This is a genomic window from Chlamydia poikilotherma, assembly GCF_900239975.1.
GTDB lineage: Bacteria > Chlamydiota > Chlamydiia > Chlamydiales > Chlamydiaceae > Chlamydia > Chlamydia poikilotherma.
Genome location: NZ_LS992154.1, coordinates 175,729 through 197,460, shown reverse-complemented (window position 1 = coordinate 197,460; position 21,732 = coordinate 175,729). Strand labels below are relative to the sequence as shown.

Genomic DNA, 21,732 nt, shown 5'->3' with positions numbered 1-21,732 from the left:
GGAGTTGAGAAATGAAAAGATTTTCTTTTTTACATATAGTTTTCTTTACATTTCTGTTTGTTTCCAGCTGTTCCTATGCTCCCCCTCCTCGTAGCTATATTCTTGCACAAGGAAGCATTCCTCTAACTAAGCAGGCGAACTCTTTAGAATTCTCCCTAGCTAAGTCAGTATTTCAAGCATCTTATTCACAAAATATATAGTGTTATCTTGTAAACTCTAGATAATGAGTGCTTTGCTACTCTGTAGAACTAGAACTCTAGAACCTTGCTTTCGAAATTTTCTTCTTTAAGAATCTTATCAATAGCTACTTGAATCTTCTTAGGGACTCCTCCAAGAAGATTTTGAGCGTGAACCATGCGCATACGTGTACGAGGTTTTCCCAACAACTCCATAGAGTCAAACAAGGGCAACCCCTGTTTTTTCCCAGTAATAGCCACATAAAGAAGCGGTATAATTACTTTCTTATGGTTTAATTGAAAAGCCTCTGAAAGCCATTTAGAACCCAAATAAAACTGATCTTTAACCCATAAATCAGCTTTTTCTAAGTACTTTACATAACTGTAAAAAATGATAGCGGCCTTTTCTTCAGAAATTACTGCCGGCAAAAGCTCTTCCTTTGAATACTGAGGAAGAACTGAAAAGAAAAACTCTGTTAATCCTACAAATTCTGCAAGCGTTGCAATCCGAGATTGACACAGGGGAAGAATTTTTAAAAAAAACTCATCATTGATTAACCAGTCTTTCAGTCTAGCTAATAGACTTTCTGGTGATCCCCCATGATTTAGGTAGTGCTTATTCATCCAATCTAGCTTACGGGTATCAAAAACCGCTCCAGATTTTCCTATCCGCTTAGGATCAAAATTCTCAATAAGCTTTTCTAAAGAATACACCTCTTCATCTCCCTCCATGCTATAACCCATGAGAGTAAGGAAATTCATAAAGGCTTCTTTAATATACCCGGCATCACGATAATAGAAGATCGAAGTAGGATTCTTTCTCTTAGATAATTTTGTTCCATCTGGGTTGAGGAGTAATGGCATATGCAGGAATGTGGGGGGCTCCCAACCAAAAGCTTCATAAAGAAGCAAGTGTTTAGGAGTAGAACTCAGCCATTCTTCTCCACGAAGAACATGTGTAATACCCATAAGATGATCGTCTACGACATTAGCGAAATGGTACGTCGGAAAACCATCAGATTTCATTAGGACTTGATCGTCAACATCTGCCCAAGGGAAAACAACTCTGCCCTTACAATAGTCTTCAAGAATACATTCACCGGTGAGAGGGACTTTTAACCGAATAGTATAAGGCTGACCTTCTCGTGTGCGTGCCTCTATTTCTTCCGGAGAAAGATAGCGATAGCGGCGATCATACCCTCCACGATATCCCAAAGTGGTGGCAACAGCACGCATTTCTTCAAGTTCTTTGGGCGTAGCAAAGCATTTATAGGCGTAATCTGTTTTTAAAAGAAGTTCGGCATACTCTCTATAGATTTCTGTACGCTCTGATTGTCTATAGGGGCCATAGGGACCACCAAGATCTGGTCCTTCATCCCATTGGATACCACACCACTGAAGAGCGGAGAAAATATTCTTCTCATAATCATCACGGCTACGTGTTTGATCGGTATCCTCGATTCTCAGGATCATCTTTCCATTGAATCGTTTTGCAAAGATTTTGTTAAACAAAGCCATATAGGCTGTCCCTACATGGGGATCTCCCGTAGGCGACGGCGCAACTCTAACACGTACGTTTTCCCAAGCCATTCTTTTTTAATCCTAAGACGAAAGAGACTTGATACCTTGAACCTAGCTATTTCTTCAAGAGAAATTCTCTCTAGGCGTCTCTATTAACCAAATTAGAAGCGGGCAAAGAAATAAACTCTGCACCCCTAGTAAATAAAGCTACAGAGTTTCTATGAAAATTTACACGCAGACTTAACTTATCTGCTATAAACAGAAAACAAAAAAAATACGAGATATTAGAAGGGCGAAGGAAGTAAAAGCAGTAGCTAAGGAGCAAAAGAAGATAAATACGAACTAATCGTTCTCAAATAAGAGGGTTCCGGAAGAAACAATATCCTCTGGAGCAGCTGTAGGATGTTCAACCACAGCATCTTTTATTTTCTTCGCTGTCTGCTTATTCAAATAATCGCTCTTATATCTATCGATCTCTGATTGACTGATAACCCAAGCAGCACCTTTACGCTCTCCTCGCATAGTTCCTGTACGCGTAGCGTAGTAAACTTTCTGCACAGGAATTCCTAGCATATCAGCCACCTGATTTACAGAGTAATATCCTCTATTATTATCAAAGAGTAGCTCACCTTGATAAAGGGACTTTTTTCTTGAATAACGGTTACGCTTATAGTCTTCCAAATCTTTAAGATCGATTTCCCATCGGGTTGTTTTAGAAGCCCTTAGTTTCTTTTGTTTGATTGCCACGTAAATTGCTTGACGTGTCACATTATGCAATTTTGCAGCCTGTGTAATAGAAACCATATCGGTTCCTTGTACCTCAAGTTGCTGCGCATCTTCTCTGTCATCTAAATCGAAACAGCTTTCATGTTGTATGCATTCCATACGTTAGCAAACCTCCCCCCTCAACATATTCTAGAATTAAAACAACCTTAATAGTTAGTAGTTCTTCCTTAATTTTTAGAAATTTTTAAATAAGTATTTTCCTAAGAAAAGCTTTATTAATCAAGCTTTTTTGTTAATACAAAGTTGATGTTTTTGGTTTAAATCTTAATAAAACCAAATAACTCCTTCAATTTATTAATATTTCTGAACATTAAAACATAGAGACACTAGTTATACAGAGACAAGCCCCTTCTCCTAAAACACTTGTTAAAATGGAAATAATTTTAGGAAGTGCGGATCGAATCCTGATCCTCCTAAATTCAACAGTCTTTACATAGTAATTTAAAAATAACTATCTCAAACCTTCTGAAAATCAAATAGATAGGTCAGAAAAAACCAAATTTTATTGTAATAGCGTTCATTTTTGCTCCATTAGCTTTTCCGACTATTTTCAAGAGTCTATTCAACTATAGTAGTAAATTATTCTGAATCGCATTTCGTATCTCAGTAGCTATACACGTACTAGCGTCCTTAATTTTGAAGACAAATCCAAAGAAGAGACAACAGTGCCATAGAGAATCTTTTACGTAAAAGATTCTCTATTGAGGCAAAATACGCTTCCGTATTATCGAAGTTATTCCCCAGAATCTGATGTTTCATTCGGATCTCCGGGATCAAAGTGATTCGTAATATGTTCAACTATCTTCTGGACAGTTGCCTCCTGAAGAACACCCTGATGTAGTAAAAGATATTCTCCTACAGAAATTTTCTTACCTGGAAGATTAGGGGAATTAGAATCTAAAAACGGTGCTGCAAAACAATTATTTCTATTGAACAAACCGTCCCCTATTAACTGGGATTGACAATCCATCCCGTGTATAAATAATTCAGGGCAAACAAGAGACTCGCTAAATTTTGCTGAATCGATCTCCCAACCCAATAATTTTGTCGCCCACTGACCTAATTTTCCTACCCATTGAAATGCCACTGCTGAAACAGATTTCGGCCCACGGTCTTTAATAACAAACCAATTAATCCCGTCACTTCCATCCGTGGTTTCCTTACTTAATCCCAACGCCTGTATTAGTGTTCCTAAAGAGTAGCCGTAAGCAATGATTTGCTTTGCCTTTGGTCCTTTGGGGTGATCACGAAGATAACGAACACATGCCCGATAAGATTTTCCTAAAGATTCTCGAGAAATAGGGCCTGTGCTATGCATCACTCCGGGATAGTTAAATACTAAAACATTAGCTTGGGATTGTTTTGCTATATTCAATATCCAATCATCACACTGACGAAGAATAGCTCTGTTTTCAAAACATTCGCTATTTCCTAGGGAAATAAGCATCCATCTATCTTTCCTAGCATTAGGAAATTCAATACGAAGTGCATCAATGAATAAATCATCATTTTGAATAGGAATACTTTCTACAGAACTCGCATAGCCGCTATCCACCCAAGAGCTCACACGAATATGAAAAGCTTCTTGTAATAACCTCTTCACAAAGCATAGTTGTCCTGAGAATGCCCCTCCAGCGGCGGGAAGTAGTACATTCTGGCAAATTTTCCCCAATACCCAAAATAATCCAATAGGGATAAATAAAATAATGCGAACAATTAATTTTACAACTTCACAGATAACATCGATTAAACTGTAAAGAAAAGGACACCGTGCTCTCCTCTCATATGCTTTACGAGCAGCTTCTGAGGAAAACATAAAAATTTCAGGTTTTGGGTTCATCGTGAACAGGGGACTACCTATAACAGATGATTGGGCAACTGAAAACATATCTGCTGCAAATATGGGATTTAAAAGTGGATATTTTAAAAAAAATATGGAATAAAACAAAGAAAATGTTTCTATTTTTGCTATTTTAAATTAAACACTTATTATTAATAGGAATTATTTTAAAATAAAAAGCATAAAGAATTTCATTGTTTATCATCCTTACAGTTCGATAAAAAAAACCATCAAAACTGCCTTTAGGAATTACTATAAAACTGTTTAGGCCCCTTGGTTATTTTATCTCTTTCTATGAGATGTTCTTAGAAAAAGTGTTCATCCTGAATCATTAGGTTGTTTCCGTTAATCAAACTATCCGGAGACAATAAACTTGAGGAGACATCCATACATCAATAAAATTGGGTGAATCATTTAAAACGAGCCTATAGAAAAACTCAAGGAAAAAGTACTAGGAAATATGTGAATCTAAGAAGCACTGTTTTCGTATTCAAAGAATTAAAACTCGATGTTGCTGTCTTTATAATTTAGCGGAAGAATGCGAAAATCCCGAACGAGTAAATGAATAACCCCTCCGTTAGAAGATTGAGATAAACGTGGCGTATACGCAAGTTCTAGGGGCTTATTCCAATTAGCTTTGAGCGCATCTATTCTATCTCCCAATCCGAAAGCAATACCTTCTAAATTCCTCTCTCCACGGCTAAGATAAAGCTTGAGATGGTTCCCGGGTAATAACTTTGGATAACGCACCTGATGGACTACGGTATAAAATACTGGGATGGGGTTACCTTTCCCAAAAGGTTCAAAAAGATCTATAGAAGATAATAAATCGTGATCTATCTCGTCAAAATCAGCTCGAGCATCAAGAGGCAGAGTAAGAACCGCCTTATCTTTTTTTAACGATGAGTTCACAAGATGAATAAACTTTTTTTTGAAAACTTCTATTTGGTCTTCATTAATGATAATCCCCGCAGCAAAATCATGCCCCCCGTAGGATATGAACAAAGATGCGCATTTCTGTAATATACCAAGCAGAGGAAAAGAACCTATTGTCCTCAATGATCCCTTACCTATACCTCCTTGATTGGAAATAATAGCTACGGGTTTATTATAAGCTTTAGCAAGACGTGCAGAAATAATCGGAATAACCCTTGAGTGCCAGTTTTTAGAGGATAATACAATAGCAGCTTGCTTAACTATCTCGGGTTTATTTTTTAAGATTTTTTGTACATCATCAAAAACATCGGCTTCTATTTTTTGCCGTTCTCTATTTATCTTATCGAGGTATTGGATTATCTCATCCGCGACTTCTGAGTCTTCGGTAAGTAAAAGCTCAACACCCCTAGAAGCATCAGAAAGCCTACCCAAGCTGTTCAGTTTTGGGGCTATTTTTAAAACAATATCAGTTGAGGTAACTTCAGAAGGCTTTACTCCAGCAAGAAGACATAATTTATGAAGTCCCAATCGCGAACCACTAGCAATCTCTTTAATACCATGGCGTACCATAGTGCGATTTTCTCCTAAAAGAGTCCCTACATCAGTCACCGTCCCTAAAGTCACCAAATCTAGTAGATGTTTAATTTCTATTTTTAATTTCGGGTTTTTTTTCTTTAATGCATTAAGAACACCCCGCGCGAGCTTAAATGCGACGCCCACACCTGTTAATTCTTTATTTGGATAAGCACGATCTCTTAATTTAGGGTTTAATGTTGCTATACAATGGGGAATTTTACCCGTGGGCATGTGATGATCTGTAATAATTACATCAATTCCCTGCTTATTGATATCGCTGACTTCTTTCCCTGCGGTGATGCCACAATCTACTGTAATTAGTAATGAGACTTTCTCCTCTTTCATTTTAGCAATCAGCGAGGACGGTTCCCCATAATGTTTTAGTAGAGCACCTAAAAAGCAGTAGCTCACTTTCATATCTATAGATCTCAAAAACTCTACGAGAAGAGCGACTCCTGTCATTCCATCAACATCACTATCACCATAAATCATGACATGTTCGTTGCGTTCTTTGGCAAGAAGCAAACGCTCTACAGCCTTGGACATATCAAGTAAGAGTTCTGGGTCATGAAGATTATCTAGATGTACATAGAGAAAATCTCGGATTTCATTCACAGTTTGAAATCCCCGAGAAATAAAGATCTGTGCAGCTATCGGATGAAGATGCAATTCCTTTATAACTGTAGAAAGCAATGCAGGATCTTGCCTAGGGTATACCCAGTTAGGACTGGGTACAGAAGAATTATCTTTACTTGCCATAGATTTTCGCGCCGTAAACTCTTTAAAAATCTACTTTTCTAAAGAGAATTTTCTCATCCTTCTGTACCAAAACAGGTAGTAACTTTTAACTATGCCTGCTTCTTTCCTCCTTACGAACCATGAATAGAAGAAGAGGTGGTGCTATGTATAGAGATGATAGTGTACCCAAGAGAATACCTATTGTCATGATGAAAGCAAAGTTAAAGATTGAACCACCACCAACAAACAGTAGAATTAATAACACTGATAGTGTTGTCGCTGTGGTCATTACTGTTCTTCCCAAAGTTTTTTGTAGGGCATCGTTAATTAAAATTGGCATTGGAGTAAATAATTTTTCCTGACGATCTTCACGAATACGATCGAATATGATTAGAGTGTTATTTAATGAATACCCTAAAACTGTCATCAAAGCGCCAACCGCTTGTAGATCAATCTGTATCTTTTGCAAAAAGAAGTGTGTTGCTACTAATACCGCACAAGTAGCGACAAGATCGTGAACCAGTGCACAGATAGCGCTGAATGCATAACGCCATTCGAAACGTAAGCTTACGTAAAGTAGAATAATGCATAAGGCCCCGATCAATGCTATAAAAGCTTGTCGACGCATCTTACTAGAGAATTGACCACTAACTTTAAGCCAGAAATTTTGTGTATCTTTAAAACTATCAGAAGATACATCTATTCCCACATCAGAAAGTATGCTCATGACTATTGATAAATTAGGATTAAGAGTTCCAGATACTTTTTTCTCAAGAGTTTGTACTCGAGTTAGTGCATTCTGACTGAAGTATATTTTAATCTTCTCGGAAGAATCAAAAGTCTTAATTTTAAAATCCCTAGAAGATAAGCCTACTTGTTTGAATTTATCCCCTAATGTATCGCGAAATTGAGCAAGATCCATGGTTTCCTGATCAGACATATTCAAGGTAAAAGCATAGCCACCTTTAAAATCCATTCCTAAAACGGAATTCCATGCTCCGAAACCTAGGGCAACACATCCTAAAACAATAACACTTCCTGATACCATCCAAAGTCTTTTACACTCTTTCAAGAAATCATGTTTAATACCGATGAATTTATTCATCATATGCAATTGAGTCTCTTGAGTTTTACTCATCCATACCATGAAAAAAAACTTTGTCATGAATAAAGCAGTAAACATCGAAGAGAAAATCCCAAGAATTAAAGTAAGAGCAAATCCCTTAATTGGACCCGTATCTAAAACCAAAAGAAGTAGCGAAGCTAATACTGTGGTCAAATTAGAATCAAAAATAGCGCTGAAAGCTTTTTTATATCCAGCTTCTACAGATTGAGTGAGACTTCGAGATAATAAATATTCCTCACGAATTCTTTCGAATACAAGTACGTTAGCATCTACAGCCATTCCCATAGCCAATACAATTCCTGCTAACCCCGCAAGAGTTAGTGGGGCATCAAGATACTGTAGAGCTGCCCAAATTAAGAGAAGATTTAGAATCACAGCTCCCGAAGCAATAATACCGCCGAATTTGTAATAGACACTCATCAAAATTATTAAAACAGCGAGGCCTAAACATATAGAAATGATCCCTTGTGTACGTTGTTGTTTGCCTAATTCAGGAGAAATAACTTCTTCACTCAAAACTTCAGGAACAAATGACATAGACCCTGATTTTAAATCAGTAGCTAAGCGATTTACTTCGCGATGAGAAAATTTCCCGGAAACGCTGGCGTGATCTTTTAGAGGGGCGTTTAATACAGGATCACTAATCACATAACCATCAAGAACTACAGCCATTCTCCAGCCTCTTCCAGAAGAATATTGGCTATTGGTTGTTCCACTTACTCCTTCCTGACAATAAGCAGTGGTCCAAGCATGAAAACTCTCTGTTGGGGAAATATCGCAAACTTTTTGAGCTATTGCGGTATCTTTTACTGAGAAGTTTAAGATATAGCCCTCTCCTACAGCAAATTCCGGACGGATATTTTTTAAAGAAGCTCCATCTAAAGCATAATTACGGAAAACAATCATCAATGGATTTGCTTTACCTTGAATATCCTTTTCAATAGCAATCATTGAATACGTCGTATCTAAATGAGAAGAGGGAATCTCTTCATCAATTTTAGGAAAAGCTAGACCTTCTTGTTGTAATTTTGTGATTGCTTCTTTAACACTAGTAGGCAAATGGATTTCTTGATCATTAAAGATACGACTTGCCAACTTATTAATAGCTTCCGGAGATATGGTCTCTTGACTTTGAGCCGTAAACCACAGATAATCCAAAAACCTTTGTACTTCATAGCGCAATGCTGAATAATGAGAAAATTTCTCATTCACTACATGAAAAGTCATTTGAGAGGTGCCTAAAATTTCTTCGGAAGAAATTTTAGTAGATCCAGGAACACATAGATGTACATTATCTCCTTCTCTGCGTATCTCGACTTCTGCAACACCCAATTTATTTAAACGAGCATAAAGTTCATCGGAAACTTTAAGGATTCCTTCCTTATCCGTTAATTGCTTTCCTTGGTGATCTTTAAAAGCTAAACGAATCTGTTTCCCTCCGACAAAATCAATTCCCAAGCGCAAAACACTGTCTCCACGAGAGTATTTTCGTAAATTGAGTTTGAGATTTTCAACAAAAGCACTTCGGTGAGGCACAGCAGCACGTAAACGGTGTTGCTTATCCATAGAACAACTGGATTGTTGGTATTGTTCATGCCAACGCACCCATTCTTCTTGACGATGCTTTTCAATACGATTCAAAGTTTCTAAACGATCTCGTATATCACGAACTTCGAGGCTAGCGGTTTCACCTTCGTTATTAACAACAAAGTTCTCACCCCAAACATCAAAAAATCTCTGTAGAGGGTCTCTGACTTCTAAAACCTCATCTTCTCCTATACTCCATGGAGCTGCATCTGTGTGAGAAAAACAATTATATAAATTTTGTAGATCCTTATCGAAGATCTTAGCATCTTCTGCTGTTCCCTTATCATATTTCGCCGCAACAGAGCGTAATCCTTTCAAAACTACATAAACAGATCCTTTAGAAAAGTGCGCACAACTCTTCTCTGGGGAGAAAATAAAACAACCAAACGCATCGCTTTCTTTGGGCAAACGACAATGTATAGGAAAATTTTTTCGTATAAGATCGCATGATTGCGCTGGAGGTCTATTCAATGCCAATGTAGCTAGATGTTCAACCATTCCCTGATAGATACGCTGTCCATGCAAAACAATTTTTCCACTGGCATCTTTATCACTTAGATTAAATGAAAATCCTTGAGAAGATTCTTGAATAGGTTTTTGGAATTTATGTGCTAGTCTTTGCTTTTCTTTAGCCAGCCACGAATCAAAATCTAAACGTTGTTCTACGGATAATTCTTCACGTTTAGCAAGCACATGGGGATCGAGATAGAATACTACTTTTCTTTCCTTAGATAGAAATTCTACCGAAGAAAAGAAAGGGGATACTGTACTACAATCTAAAGAATTATCTACAATACGTGTGGCAGTTTTTTTCCATCTTTGAGATCTCGTCTTTAAATTATGGTATGCATCTCGAAAAATAGATTGTTGTTGTTGGGAAAGATCGGGGTCTGTGGATAAACTTTCTAACCGCGCTAAAAATGAGGAATAATCTTTTTCTGAAGAGAAGAAGTAGTTAAATAGAGCCAGTGTTCTTGATTTAGGAAGAATTTCCAAACCCAATGAAAGGTTCTTAGCTAGTTGGACTACTCTATCTATAGATGCTGTATTCCAAATCGAGGTGTAACCACAGCAACATGAACCAGAAGGAGTGAGAGGAATCAAAGATGAAACAACATTCAAGGTTTCTTTTGCTGATTCAGCATCCTCTTTATTATACGAGACAAAAGAGAAATCATTTTCTGTTAAAGCAGTAGTCAAAGATCCAGTAACTTGGACAATACTATTCTCTTTGCTTTCATATCCTAGGACATACAAACGGGAAGATTTTATGGGGACCGTGGGTTCACCATAAACCATATTCTCAAGAAAAGCGTAGGCATCCGTATTATCTTTGAAATGAACATTCACCACTCCTGGGATGCTCGGGTGTTGTGTAATATGTCCTCGTAATTTCAATGCAGAAAGAACTGAAGAAACTCTAGGAATAATATCACTACGCACTTCAGAAACTTGATTCGTTAATTTACGAATAATCTGTTGCGCCTCTTTCTCATCAACTTTCTTATTCAATGGTCGAGAGTAGTAAAGACATGTGGGCAACACATAGTACAGAGCTAATCCAAAAACAAAAACAATTATACTTAAATTGCGTCCAAATCTCTGTTTCATTGTGTGGCTCTTTTAAATTAGCGAATATTTTGAATGGAAATACTAATGAACTAAAATACCAATTGAAAATAAAATCGTCAAATGGAGACCTGTTTAGGAATTTAAACAAGTAATTTGTTGCAAAATTGTCAATACAATCCTAAGGCCATAATCCACAAGTCGGGATCATCTATTTTAATTATTATTTTCTAAAATTAGGTTTACAAAAACAATCCATCTAATCCTGAGAAGTTATTTTCAAGTAGATTAGATCACATGACACCAAGAAGAACTAGATGGTGCGAAATCGGAGAAAGATAGGCTTTCTCTAGTTGGGAACATGACGTTTGTATCCACAGATCTTAGGGGAGCAACACTATCTGGATCAACAAGAGCTATGGTGATTGAAATTTTGGATTTATTTTCTGGCAGGACGACTTCGGTTGCTAGAAATTCTACGGCTTGAAGAAAAGCTGTTTTAGAAAGAATTTTTGCAGAATGTAGAGCTGCACCATCTAATCCTTTTATAACTCCCAGAGGAGAAACTAAAAGGCAGATTCCCTCTTTATTTACAAAACGAGAAATTGACACTCTCTCGATTGCTGCTTTAAAAGCCTCAATATACGCTTCTGTATAGACGGATAGAGATGGTTCAGTTTGTTCCTGACGCAATCCAGGGATATGCGTATAAAGCACTTCTTGAGGAGCAGGACCTTGAAGGCGATCGATCCAAGGAGTAATGACCATTCTGTCTTGAGAATGACTTGTTCTTAAAGAGTTTTTAACACACTCCTGCATAGCAGGAGGAAGCTGAAAAACTTCTTGATATAGGGTTTCTGTTTCTAATTGTCGGTTTCTAATTGCGTCTAAATCCAATTCCTGAATTAAAATCGTTCCATTTTTTTTAACGGATCTTTTTTCTAAAATTTTCTTTAGATTCTCCTTAGTCCCTTCACAGATATGAATGTTGTTGTTCACCTGATGACAATATGCCCCTGGAGATAGCAAACGCCATGTTCGCAATAATGAGTAATATTCCTGCTCAGTTACCGAGGAGATTACGTGTTTCCGATAATGTAATTTCGGAATCTCAATACGTGTCCACGCACTTGTGTATTGCTGATATGCAACGATGCATAAAAGAATTCCAAGAATTAATAATCCAATACAAGGAAGAAAAGTCTGACACATACTAGCGGCAAGTACGCTACAGGAAAATGCCCCCACACCCAATAATGCGAAGAGCCCTGAAATCACTTTTTTAGCTGCATGGCGAGCCGTAGGAATATAATGAATGTTGCTCTTCTCTTTTGTAGACATAAATGCGGGTTTCGGAAGATACCCAAAACACATTCGAGGCAATTTCATTTAAGATACCTTATAAGTTGGAAGTATTAGTCTCATGACTGAAAAACAACTACTTTATAAATGCAACTAAGTATAACAAATCAAAGAAATAAAAAACCTCTACGATCTTCGAAATAAAAAATTTGTTATCGCTTTTGTGATTAAATAATTGAGGACGTGATTTATGTACATAACTCAGGATGATTGTTCTATCATTGCTTTGGACAGGAATTTAGTGTTCAACAATATATTTTAAGGAAGGTATTTATAGATGAAGTCGATACATTAACTCTGTAGTATACGGATCGACATTCATCCTAAATAATTTTTAGAACATTACAAAATATATACCTTAACTCTTAGAGGAGCTCCCTTGTTCTATTCATTATTTTCAATTCAAGAATGTCAACTTGTCAAGATATGATATTTCTTCTACTATGCCTCTCGGAGATCGCAACTTTTTTTAACCCTCATTATTGTTTTGCATCCTGAGCAAATTAAAAAGCTCTTTATCTATTATTTTAGCTTAAGAAGAGGTTCAGCTGTTGTTTTTGAAAATCAATCATAACACACTGCCACAACTAACGATGTAGATATGTTTCTCACCTTAAAACAGGCGAATCAAGCTAATCTATCCACCCAGTCTTTGCCGAGACACGTTGCCATCATTATGGATGGCAATCGCCGCTGGTATCACCAACATCAAGCACAGTGTACGGTCAAGTATTCTTCCGGGCACTACTATGGAGCCAAAGTCTTGCCCAATATTATTGAATCTGCTTTTTCTTTGGGTATTGAGGTTCTTACATTATTTGCTTTCTCTACAGAAAATTTTCTAAGATCAACTGAGGAAGTCGAGGAACTGTTTTGTCTCTTCTATTCTCAATTAGACGAACAACTTCCTTATCTTATTGAAAATAAGATTAGGTTGCGTTGCATAGGAAATTTATTAGGACTTCCTCTATACTTACAACAAAAAATTTCTGAAATCGCCTTAAAAACCTACCAAAATCCACACAGAGATCTTGTGCTAGCAATTAATTATGGTGGAAAGGACGAGCTGGTACGTGCATTTAAAAAACTTCATCAGGATTTAATAGAGCAGAAAATATCTTCAGACTCTATTTCAGAAGAGTTAATCCGCTCGTATTTAGACACTTCGGACATGCCTGATCCCGATTTATTAATTCGCACTGGTGGCGAAATGCGTGTAAGTAATTTCCTCTTATGGCAAATAGCGTATACAGAGCTATATGTAACCGATGTTTTATGGCCAGATTTTAAACCCAATCATCTTCTAGATGCCATTAAAGCTTACCAACACAGATCACGACGAGGAGGCAAATAGCCATGTTGAAACTGAATAAGTTCAAAACTCCTTTCTATGGAGATCTTTTTCAACGAGTTGTTGTACATTCGTTGGTTCTTACTTTCCTAGTACTTCTTCTTTATAGTTCTCTATTTCCTATGACATCTTTTGCTTTAGGATTTATCACAGCTCTTTGTAGTGCTGTAGCAACCTATGAATATGGAACCATGGCAAAAGTTAAGATGTACTATGCTTTTCGTTTATATAGCGCGATAGGATCTTTTATTTTTGTTTTAACTAGCTTTATTGCAATTCGCTGGCATCATGTATTTCCTAAATTTATTTCTACCATCCCTTGGTGCTTCTTATTTGTTTGGATAACTATTAACGTCTTTAGATCGAGAAAAAATAAATGTGGCCCCTTAGAAAGTTCGGGTATTACTTTATTTTCTATGCTCTATGTAGGTATTCCTGTGCGTCTATTCTTACATATCCTTTATGGATTTATTCATACGGATGAACCGTTTTTAGGTGTTTGGTGGGCATGTTTCCTCATCGCCACAACAAAAGGAGCGGATATTTTTGGTTATTTCTTTGGGAAAGCATTTGGTCAAAAGAAAATCACTCCTGAAATTAGTCCACATAAAACTGTTGTTGGATTTGTTTCAGGCTGTTTAGGAGCTACTTTAATTAGCGTAGCATTCTTTCTGCAAATTCCCACAAGATTTTCTAATTATATCACTATGCCGAGCATTTTAATTGCCTTAGGCGTTATTCTAGGAATTAGTGGATTTTTTGGAGATGTTATCGAATCTATTTTCAAACGTGATGCTAAAATTAAAAATAGCAACCAACTAAAAGCTGTAGGCGGTACTTTAGACACCTTAGATTCCCTATTACTTTCTACACCTATTGTGTATATTCTACTTCTGATCACACAAAAGTCCATGTTTCTAAGATGATTATTACAATAGACGGCCCCTCAGGAACGGGGAAAAGCACAGTAGCAAAAGCTCTTGCTAAAGACTTAAAATTTAATTATTGCAATACAGGCGCGATGTATCGCACCATAGCCTACACATATCTACAAGAATTTTGGAAAGATCTATCAATCAAAGAACTTATAGATAACCCCCCATTTTCATTTTCATTTATTTCGGGGCAACCTTTCGAAGCTTTTCTAGATGGACAACTCTTATCCGCAGAACTAGGAACTCAAGAAGTAGCAAATGCAGCATCCAAGCTTTCTCAGCTTCCTGAAGTACGCTCTTTTATGCATAGGCTTCAAAGAAAATATGCAGAATTAGGCAATTGTGTTTTTGAAGGCAGAGATATGGGTTCCAAAGTTTTTCCTGATGCTGATGTAAAAATCTTTCTCACAGCAAATGCCGAGGTAAGAGCTGCACGAAGGCTAAAAGATCTACCAGAAAACTCTCTTTCAAAAGAGGCTTTACATGCTGAACTTGTAAAGCGTGATGAAGCAGATAGCCAACGCACTCATGATCCCCTGATCATTCCTGAAGGCGCTATTATTTTAGATTCTTCAGATTTGACAATAAGCCAAGTTCTAGAGAAAATTTTAGCTTTAGTTTCCCCGAAATTGCCATGATATTTACAGTTTGTAAATTCCTTACCAGAGTTGCTTTTACCTTACTTTATAGACATAAAGTTTATGGAGTAAAAAAGAATCTTGTTAAAGGAGCCGCTATCATTGCTTCTAATCACAATTCCTATTTAGATCCCATAGCTCTAAATTTATCTGTTCATGGTTGTCTACATCATCTGGCACGCTCTACACTATTTAGCAATCGCTTTACAGGGTGGTTACATAAAGAATGGGGATCTTATCCCGTTAAAAAAGGCGGGGGCAACTCTGCAGCATTTAAAGCCGCCTTTGAACTCTTTAAAAAGAAGAAAAAGCTTATTATTTACCCCGAAGGAGAACGCAGCCCGACTGGGGAGCTGCTTCCTGGGAAAGTTGGGGTTGGGTTAATAGCTATTAAAGCTCGCGTTCCTGTAGTTCCCGCCTATGTTGGGGGTACCTACGAGATTTTTAATCGTTATCAAAAATTTCCTAAAATTTGGAAAACCATCACTTGTGTTTTTGGTAAACCGCTAACTTTTGATGATTTGATTGATAATGACAATCTAAGCTCTAAAGAAACTTACCAAATAGCCACTGATAGGATTATGAGTAAAATAGCTGAGTTAAAAACTTGGTATGAAAATGGCTGTATAGGAGAGGTTCCTTAACTACTATGACTCTGCTGTCTTATTTATCTTCTCTATGTCGAGAAGCAACTCTATTAGCATTCCCTCAAGTAGACAACATCTCTCCTGATATTACTCAATCTACAAAAGATCATTTTGGTCATTATCAATGTAATGATGCGATGAAACTCGCTCGCACATTAAAAATGGCTCCCAGAGCCATTGCTGAAGCCATTATCAATCACATTCCTAAAGAGATTTTTGCTTCTATAGAAATTGCTGGTCCAGGTTTTATCAATTTTACATTTTCAAAAGAATTTCTAAATACAAGGCTAAAAACATTTTCTGAGAATTTATCTACAGGATTCCGTGTTAAGAATCCCAAAAAAATTGTTATTGATTTTTCTTCTCCAAATATTGCTAAAGATATGCATGTGGGACACCTACGCTCCACAATTATAGGAGATTGCTTAGCACGTGTTTTTGCTTTTGTAGGCAATGACGTTTTACGCTTGAATCATATTGGTGATTGGGGGACAGCTTTTGGCATGTTAATCACCTACCTTCAAGAAGAATCTTCCGAAGATATAGAAAACCTCGAAGATCTAACAGTGTTATATAAAAAAGCGCATGCACGCTTTGCTGAGGATGTAGAATTTAAAAAACGCTCACAAACAAATGTCGTTGCTTTGCAAGCAGGAGATTCTGCTACCTTAAAATTATGGAAGCAAATTTGTGATATTTCTGAGCGAGCTTTTCAAAAGATTTACAATGTTTTAGATATTGCCATCGAAAAACGTGGTGAATCTTTCTATAATCCTTTCCTTCCTGAAATTATTCAAGATTTAGAGAACAAGAATCTCATTACTATTTCTGATAACGCAAAATGTGTTTTCCATGAGGGCTTTTCCATTCCTCTAATGGTACAGAAAAGCGATGGAGGTTATAACTATGCGACTACAGATTTAGCCGCTATGCGCTATCGCGTAAAAAACGACGGTGCCAATAAAATTATCATTGTTACCGATATGGGGCAATCTCTACATTTCCAACTTCTCGAAGCTACGGCATTAGCTGCAGGCTATCTGCCTAATAAAGAAACCTTCTCCCATGTGGGTTTTGGCCTTGTTCTTGATTCTGAAGGGAAAAAATTCAAAACACGTTCTGGAGAAAATATAAAACTCAAAGAGTTGTTAGACACTGCTATAGATCAAGCAAAAGCTACCTTAAGAGAACACCGTCCAGAAATGTCTGATGAAGAGATTAGAGCACGTGCTCCTATTTTAGGTATTAATGCAATTAAATATGCGGATCTTTCTTCTCATCGCGTGAGTGATTATATCTTTTCTTTTGAGAAAATGCTTCGTTTTGAGGGTAACACGGCAATGTTCCTTCTTTATGCTTATGTACGTATTCAAGGAATAAAGCGGCGTTTGGGAATTGAAAAATTAGACTTAAAAGTAACGGCAAGTATTCAAGAACCTTCTGAAGAAGCTTTAGTTTTAGCACTATTACGCTTCCCAGAAGCCATTGATCTAACTCTGAAGGAACTCTGCCCGCATTTCCTAACCGACTATTTATACATGCTTACAAACAAGTTCAATGCCTTCTTTAGAGATTGTCATATTGAGGGGTCCCCCCATCAAAAAGAACGTTTGTATCTTTGTGCTCTTGTTGAAAAGACCCTAGCTGCAGGTATGCATTTATTAGGATTGCAAACTTTAGACAGATTGTAAATTAAGAAGCTACAGGATCTAAAGATAGTAAGTGGATCTTTGCTCCTAACGAATTGAGCTTCTCCACCCAATTATAATACCCACGATCTAATAACTGAGTATTTTCTATTAAGGATGGACCTCCGTCAGCGATAAGCGCCGCCATAATGTAGGCAAATCCCGCACGTAAATCAGGAATAACAAGATGCGAAGCTTTTAGAGGTGTCATACCATGAATCACAGCACTATGAGGGAAATTTCCTGTAGCGTAGCGACAAGCCTTTGAGCTTAAACATTGATAAAACAACTCACAATTGGCTCCCATCTGTTGCAAACCTCGTAAATAGCCTAAGCGATTCTCGTGAACAGTTTCGTGAATTACCGAAGATCCCTCTGCTTGAGAGAGAAGAACAGAAAATGGTTGCTGCCAATCGGTAAGGAATCCGGGATGCACGTCTGTTTCTAAGACAACACCTCCTTTTAAAGGCTCGTTATAGAAAAACTCTATCCCAGTTTCTGTAACTGAAAACCCTCCACCTATCGATCGTAAAGTTTTGAGGAAAGGAATCATCAGATCTTGCTCAGCATTTTCCACCAAAACACGACCGCCAGTAAGTACTGCTGCCATACCAAATGAAGCTGCTTCTATCTTATCAGGAATTACCCAGTGATCGATCTCATAAAAATCATCGCAACCGAAAATTTCTATAGTTCTATCATTATCTGTAGTGATCTCCACTCCTGCTTTTTGTAAAAACAAAATAAGATCAAGGATTTCCACTTCTAGAGCGGCATTTTTAATGATCGTTCTTCCCTGAGCACGTACTGAAGCCAAGATTAAATTTTCTGTAGCTCCTACAGAAGGATAAGGAAGAGTAATGTAAGCCCCCACAAGACCTTTAGGGGCAAAAGCTTGATATCCATGCCCATCGTAAGCAACTTTCGCTCCAAGCTGCTCTAAACCCTCAAAATGAAAATTCAGAGTCCTTTCTCCAATAGCATCTCCCCCAACACACGGTACGATAACACCTTCGGGACAACGCGCAAGCAAAGCTCCTAATAATAAAATAGGAATACGGTTTACCCTAGAAAATTGAGCAGACACCTCAGACATATGAATTTTGGGTGTATGCATTTCTATGACTTCTGCTTCCTTATCCCAATGAATTATAGAACCTAAGGATTCACATAACTCAACCGTCAAACGTACATCACCAATATCAGGAACATTACGCAAAACACATTTGCGATCAGATAGCAACGAAGCAACAAGTAACTTAGTTGTAGAGTTTTTCGCTCCAGACACGCGTACTGAACCCTGCAACACACAACCACCAAAGACTTCTGCCGCTGCCATTCTTTTGCTCCTTGCCACCATTTTCTAATCATCTTAAAGAAACGTTAACTCTCCCTAGGGTTATTTTCCATGCAAACTTTTCATTTTTTTAAAAACAAAGGTCTTTTATTCACAACAATTAAAAACTATTAACAACGAAAGTTAGTTTATTAACTAAATAAAAACTCGAGATATTAATAAATAATTTGTTTTACAATCTAATTAAATTAGAAGTTTTTTATTTAGTTGTTAAATCATGACTGGTCCTATTAATAATCCATCTACAACGAATGTCACGACTACTACGACGTCAACTCCTGTAGTAACGACATCCACATCCTTTGGGGGTCACGTTGTATCTACCACAGGGACTGGAGCTTTAGAAACAACCGCCCAATCTGTTAATACAACAGCAGAACAAGCGGTATCTCAGGCAGAATCCGATTCGGGATCGGTGATTTTTACAACTGAAAGAGATATAACTACAACAACTTCAACTACAGAAGGAGCCGCTGCAACAGCTACAGCAGCCAACCTATTAGGATCTCATATTCTTGGAACAGGAAGAGCAAGAACCGATAGCACGTCAAGTAGTAGTAGTGATAGTAGCGTCTCCGACACTTCAAGCGCATCTCCAACTCAAGATACAGGAGCTACAGGAGGAGCAGAAGGTCCCCAAGAAACTCCTTCTAATGCAGATTTAGGGGAGCTTGCAAATCTACGGGGTGCAGAAGCTGCCGATGGTGCTGAAAGACCTGAGGGTCCTGGTGGCCTACCAAGTATGGCCCTTCCTAAATATGATCCAACAGATAAAGCTTCAATTATCAAATTCCTATCTACACCATCTGTACAAGCAAAATTACAGACTAAAGCCGGCCATATTGTTTATATGGATGAGTCTAGGGGAAGCTTTATTTTCGTAAGAAATGGTGACTGGAATACAGCGGAGTCCATAGCTGTAACTAATGGAAGAACAAAAGCACCCATCACAGATGTTAAAGATTTAGAAATGTGTATTGCTAAATTCTGCGTAGGCTATGAATCCATGCAAGCTGATTGGTCAAATAATATTCAACCACGCATCGCAGGACAAACTGGAGAGACTGGAAATTACAGTCACCTACTTATGAGCATGAAGTTTAAAACTACTGTGCTCTACGGTCCTTGGAATTCTAAAGAATCTAGCAGCAATTATACACCTTCGGTATGGCGTCGTGGTACCAAGTGTGATTCCGGAGCTATCTGGGGTGATGTTGGTGGTTTGAAAGGAATTAACTGGAATAATACCCCTAAACCCGACGAGGGCCCTGCCTTTTCACGAGAAACCCCTGCCCCTGTTCAACCGCAACCACAACCCGGTCCTTACGCTCAACCTGTTATCAATGTTAACTTAGGAGGTATTAGTACTAGCGTAAACGTTACTGGCGGGACGACGACGACTACCGTGAGCTCCGCAACTACGGATACTTCTGGAGATGGCGGTCATGTTACTCATGATCAAGCTGCAAATTTTGACGATGTAGAAACAGGAAGTACCAGCACTCAAACTGAGGATGAAATACAATTTGACAGTGATGGGGAAGGCGAGGATAGCTTAGCTCCCCTACCTCCTGGTCCTCCTCCACCTCCTGGACCACCACCTGCAGCTCAAGGTGGTGTGAATATCACAGGAATGTCGACAAATAATTTACAACAGGTATTAACTAATGTCCGTCAGCATTTAGATACTGTCTATGATCAAAATGGTGTACATCATCAAGGAAATCAAGACTTAGGTACTGTTGTTAGAACATCAGAAAATGGTACATACAAACCTACAGTATTGTTAAATAGCACTCAAGGTGATGGTGGACGTGGGGTACAAAGAAGAGATTCTAATAATGACGATGATGATAGTGAATTAAATAATATCTTAAGTCATGTCCGTCAGCATTTAGATGTTGTTTATCCTGGAGGTGGTGGAGGAGAACCTATTTCTGTAAATCAGAATCTCGGAGATGTAATTAAAGCTGTTGAATCAGGAAATACACCAAATCCTACCCAACCTGAAGGAGTATTCTTTGCAAGACGTATCAACATTGACGAGGGTAGCGCAACGACAACGCAAGGAACAGGAGGAAATAACGGTGTATTCTTTGCAAGAAGAGTCAACCTTGATGACAATGGAAATATAGTCGGGGATAATTCAAGAACCTCTTCTGGAGCACCAGCAAGCAACTTAATGGGTGCTACAAGTGAAGGTGATACAGGAGGATTAGAGCATCTTTTACCCCAGTTGCGATCCCATCTAGATCGTACGTTTGATACACAAGGGAATATTACTCCCCAAAGAACAAACGTAGGAAAGCTCATCAAAGCTTTCCAAGAGCGTACGGGATCCGGTGGTATTGTTGGACCTATGCCTGCTCAATCTACAGTAGTTACTAGTAGTCCTGTGCAACAACAAGCTGCGACTATCTCAAATCTCCATAAAGCACAGACAGCAAAACCAATCTCTACCGGAGGATCTCCTGATCTTCCTGGGGCTGCCAGAGGTGTAAGCGCTAGTTTATCTAGTCTATTACAATCTGCGACACCTTCTACGACAAGCACTACGGTAACCTCTCCGGCTCCAGTGCAAGGGACAGCAACCTCCTCACCTGTAGCAGGAACTAAGCAAACAGCGGCCCCAGCAACAACAGGAAAGACTCCTCCGGGAATCACTCAAGCAGCCGCAAATGTTACAGCAACATTAAATAGTGTTGCTAATAAACTCTTACTATTTGAAAAAGGCTCGAGATTACAAGAAGCAATTGATAGTGCAGATACACAATCTACACAAGGTCAACAGCTATTTGATGCTGCAAGATTGGCAACAACACAGCTATCGAAAACATTATCCAAAGTTACGGGAGCTCCTCCACCTCCACCTCAAAGGCGCTCTTAGGCAAAACTCTTA

At 38.1% G+C, this 21,732-nt stretch carries 13 protein-coding genes; 6 read left to right on the top strand and 7 right to left on the bottom strand.

Annotated features, from left to right (window positions below):
- Positions 1-248: 248 nt before the first annotated feature.
- From gltX to C10C_RS00930, 6 genes are all read right to left on the bottom strand, one after another.
- Positions 249-1,766, bottom strand: coding sequence for a glutamate--tRNA ligase (gltX, locus tag C10C_RS00955; RefSeq protein ID WP_117273868.1), 1,518 nt, complete (start codon positions 1,764-1,766; stop codon positions 249-251).
- A 273-nt stretch (positions 1,767-2,039) separates the two neighbouring features.
- Entirely contained in the window at positions 2,040-2,582 is a 543-nt protein-coding gene (locus tag C10C_RS00950) for a helix-turn-helix domain-containing protein (RefSeq protein ID WP_117273867.1), read from the bottom strand.
- 634 nt (positions 2,583-3,216) lie between these two features.
- Positions 3,217-4,323, bottom strand: coding sequence for a CPn0927/CPn0928 family alpha/beta hydrolase fold protein (locus C10C_RS00945; RefSeq protein ID WP_174222216.1), 1,107 nt, complete (start codon positions 4,321-4,323; stop codon positions 3,217-3,219).
- A gap of 498 nt (positions 4,324-4,821) precedes the next feature.
- Positions 4,822-6,594 (bottom strand): single-stranded-DNA-specific exonuclease RecJ, encoded by a 1,773-nt coding sequence (gene recJ, locus C10C_RS00940; RefSeq protein ID WP_117273866.1) that lies wholly within the window; start codon positions 6,592-6,594, stop codon positions 4,822-4,824.
- Positions 6,595-6,679: 85 nt separating this feature from the next.
- Positions 6,680-10,897: a protein translocase subunit SecD gene (gene secD, locus C10C_RS00935; protein WP_117273865.1), complete on the bottom strand. Its 4,218-nt coding sequence runs from the start codon at positions 10,895-10,897 to the stop codon at positions 6,680-6,682.
- A 246-nt stretch (positions 10,898-11,143) separates the two neighbouring features.
- Positions 11,144-12,244 (bottom strand): hypothetical protein, encoded by a 1,101-nt coding sequence (locus C10C_RS00930; RefSeq protein ID WP_117273864.1) that lies wholly within the window; start codon positions 12,242-12,244, stop codon positions 11,144-11,146.
- A 574-nt stretch (positions 12,245-12,818) separates the two neighbouring features.
- On the opposite strand from C10C_RS00930, the gene C10C_RS00925 reads away from it, so the two are divergent.
- The 5 genes from C10C_RS00925 to argS are packed head-to-tail and all read left to right on the top strand — an operon-like array spanning position 12,819 to position 17,479.
- Positions 12,819-13,571 carry an isoprenyl transferase gene (locus C10C_RS00925; RefSeq protein ID WP_117273863.1) on the top strand — a complete coding sequence of 251 codons (753 nt, stop codon included), beginning with the start codon at positions 12,819-12,821 and terminating at the stop codon, positions 13,569-13,571.
- 2 nt (positions 13,572-13,573) lie between these two features.
- Complete coding sequence (locus C10C_RS00920; protein WP_117273862.1) at positions 13,574-14,494, top strand: phosphatidate cytidylyltransferase; 921 nt, start codon at positions 13,574-13,576, stop codon at positions 14,492-14,494.
- Positions 14,491-15,141 carry a (d)CMP kinase gene (cmk, locus tag C10C_RS00915; protein WP_117273861.1) on the top strand — a complete coding sequence of 217 codons (651 nt, stop codon included), beginning with the start codon at positions 14,491-14,493 and terminating at the stop codon, positions 15,139-15,141. The genes C10C_RS00920 and cmk overlap by 4 nt, the downstream gene beginning before the upstream one ends.
- Positions 15,138-15,785 (top strand): lysophospholipid acyltransferase family protein, encoded by a 648-nt coding sequence (locus C10C_RS00910; RefSeq protein ID WP_117273860.1) that lies wholly within the window; start codon positions 15,138-15,140, stop codon positions 15,783-15,785. Before cmk ends, C10C_RS00910 begins: the two co-directional genes overlap by 4 nt.
- Before the next feature lie 5 nt (positions 15,786-15,790).
- On the top strand, positions 15,791-17,479 hold the full coding sequence (gene argS, locus C10C_RS00905) for an arginine--tRNA ligase (protein WP_117273859.1): 1,689 nt from the start codon (positions 15,791-15,793) through the stop codon (positions 17,477-17,479).
- A 1-nt stretch (position 17,480) separates the two neighbouring features.
- Here argS and murA read toward each other — a convergent pair whose 3' ends face one another.
- Complete coding sequence (gene murA, locus C10C_RS00900) at positions 17,481-18,815, bottom strand: UDP-N-acetylglucosamine 1-carboxyvinyltransferase (RefSeq protein WP_117273858.1); 1,335 nt, start codon at positions 18,813-18,815, stop codon at positions 17,481-17,483.
- Between the two features lie 235 nt (positions 18,816-19,050).
- Here murA and tarP point away from each other — a divergent pair, with 235 nt between their 5' ends.
- Positions 19,051-21,720 carry a type III secretion system actin-recruiting effector Tarp gene (gene tarP, locus C10C_RS00895; RefSeq protein ID WP_117273857.1) on the top strand — a complete coding sequence of 890 codons (2,670 nt, stop codon included), beginning with the start codon at positions 19,051-19,053 and terminating at the stop codon, positions 21,718-21,720.
- Positions 21,721-21,732 lie beyond the last annotated feature (12 nt).

Coding starts and splice junctions, on each gene's coding strand:
- gltX (WP_117273868.1), bottom strand. CDS start 1,766: ATGGCTTGGGAAAACGTACGTGTTAGAGTTGCGCCGTCGCCTACGGGA.
- C10C_RS00950 (WP_117273867.1), bottom strand. CDS start 2,582: ATGGAATGCATACAACATGAAAGCTGTTTCGATTTAGATGACAGAGAA.
- C10C_RS00945 (WP_174222216.1), bottom strand. CDS start 4,323: ATGAACCCAAAACCTGAAATTTTTATGTTTTCCTCAGAAGCTGCTCGT.
- recJ (WP_117273866.1), bottom strand. CDS start 6,594: ATGGCAAGTAAAGATAATTCTTCTGTACCCAGTCCTAACTGGGTATAC.
- secD (WP_117273865.1), bottom strand. CDS start 10,897: ATGAAACAGAGATTTGGACGCAATTTAAGTATAATTGTTTTTGTTTTT.
- C10C_RS00930 (WP_117273864.1), bottom strand. CDS start 12,244: ATGAAATTGCCTCGAATGTGTTTTGGGTATCTTCCGAAACCCGCATTT.
- C10C_RS00925 (WP_117273863.1), top strand. CDS start 12,819: ATGTTTCTCACCTTAAAACAGGCGAATCAAGCTAATCTATCCACCCAG.
- C10C_RS00920 (WP_117273862.1), top strand. CDS start 13,574: ATGTTGAAACTGAATAAGTTCAAAACTCCTTTCTATGGAGATCTTTTT.
- cmk (WP_117273861.1), top strand. CDS start 14,491: ATGATTATTACAATAGACGGCCCCTCAGGAACGGGGAAAAGCACAGTA.
- C10C_RS00910 (WP_117273860.1), top strand. CDS start 15,138: ATGATATTTACAGTTTGTAAATTCCTTACCAGAGTTGCTTTTACCTTA.
- argS (WP_117273859.1), top strand. CDS start 15,791: ATGACTCTGCTGTCTTATTTATCTTCTCTATGTCGAGAAGCAACTCTA.
- murA (WP_117273858.1), bottom strand. CDS start 18,815: ATGGCAGCGGCAGAAGTCTTTGGTGGTTGTGTGTTGCAGGGTTCAGTA.
- tarP (WP_117273857.1), top strand. CDS start 19,051: ATGACTGGTCCTATTAATAATCCATCTACAACGAATGTCACGACTACT.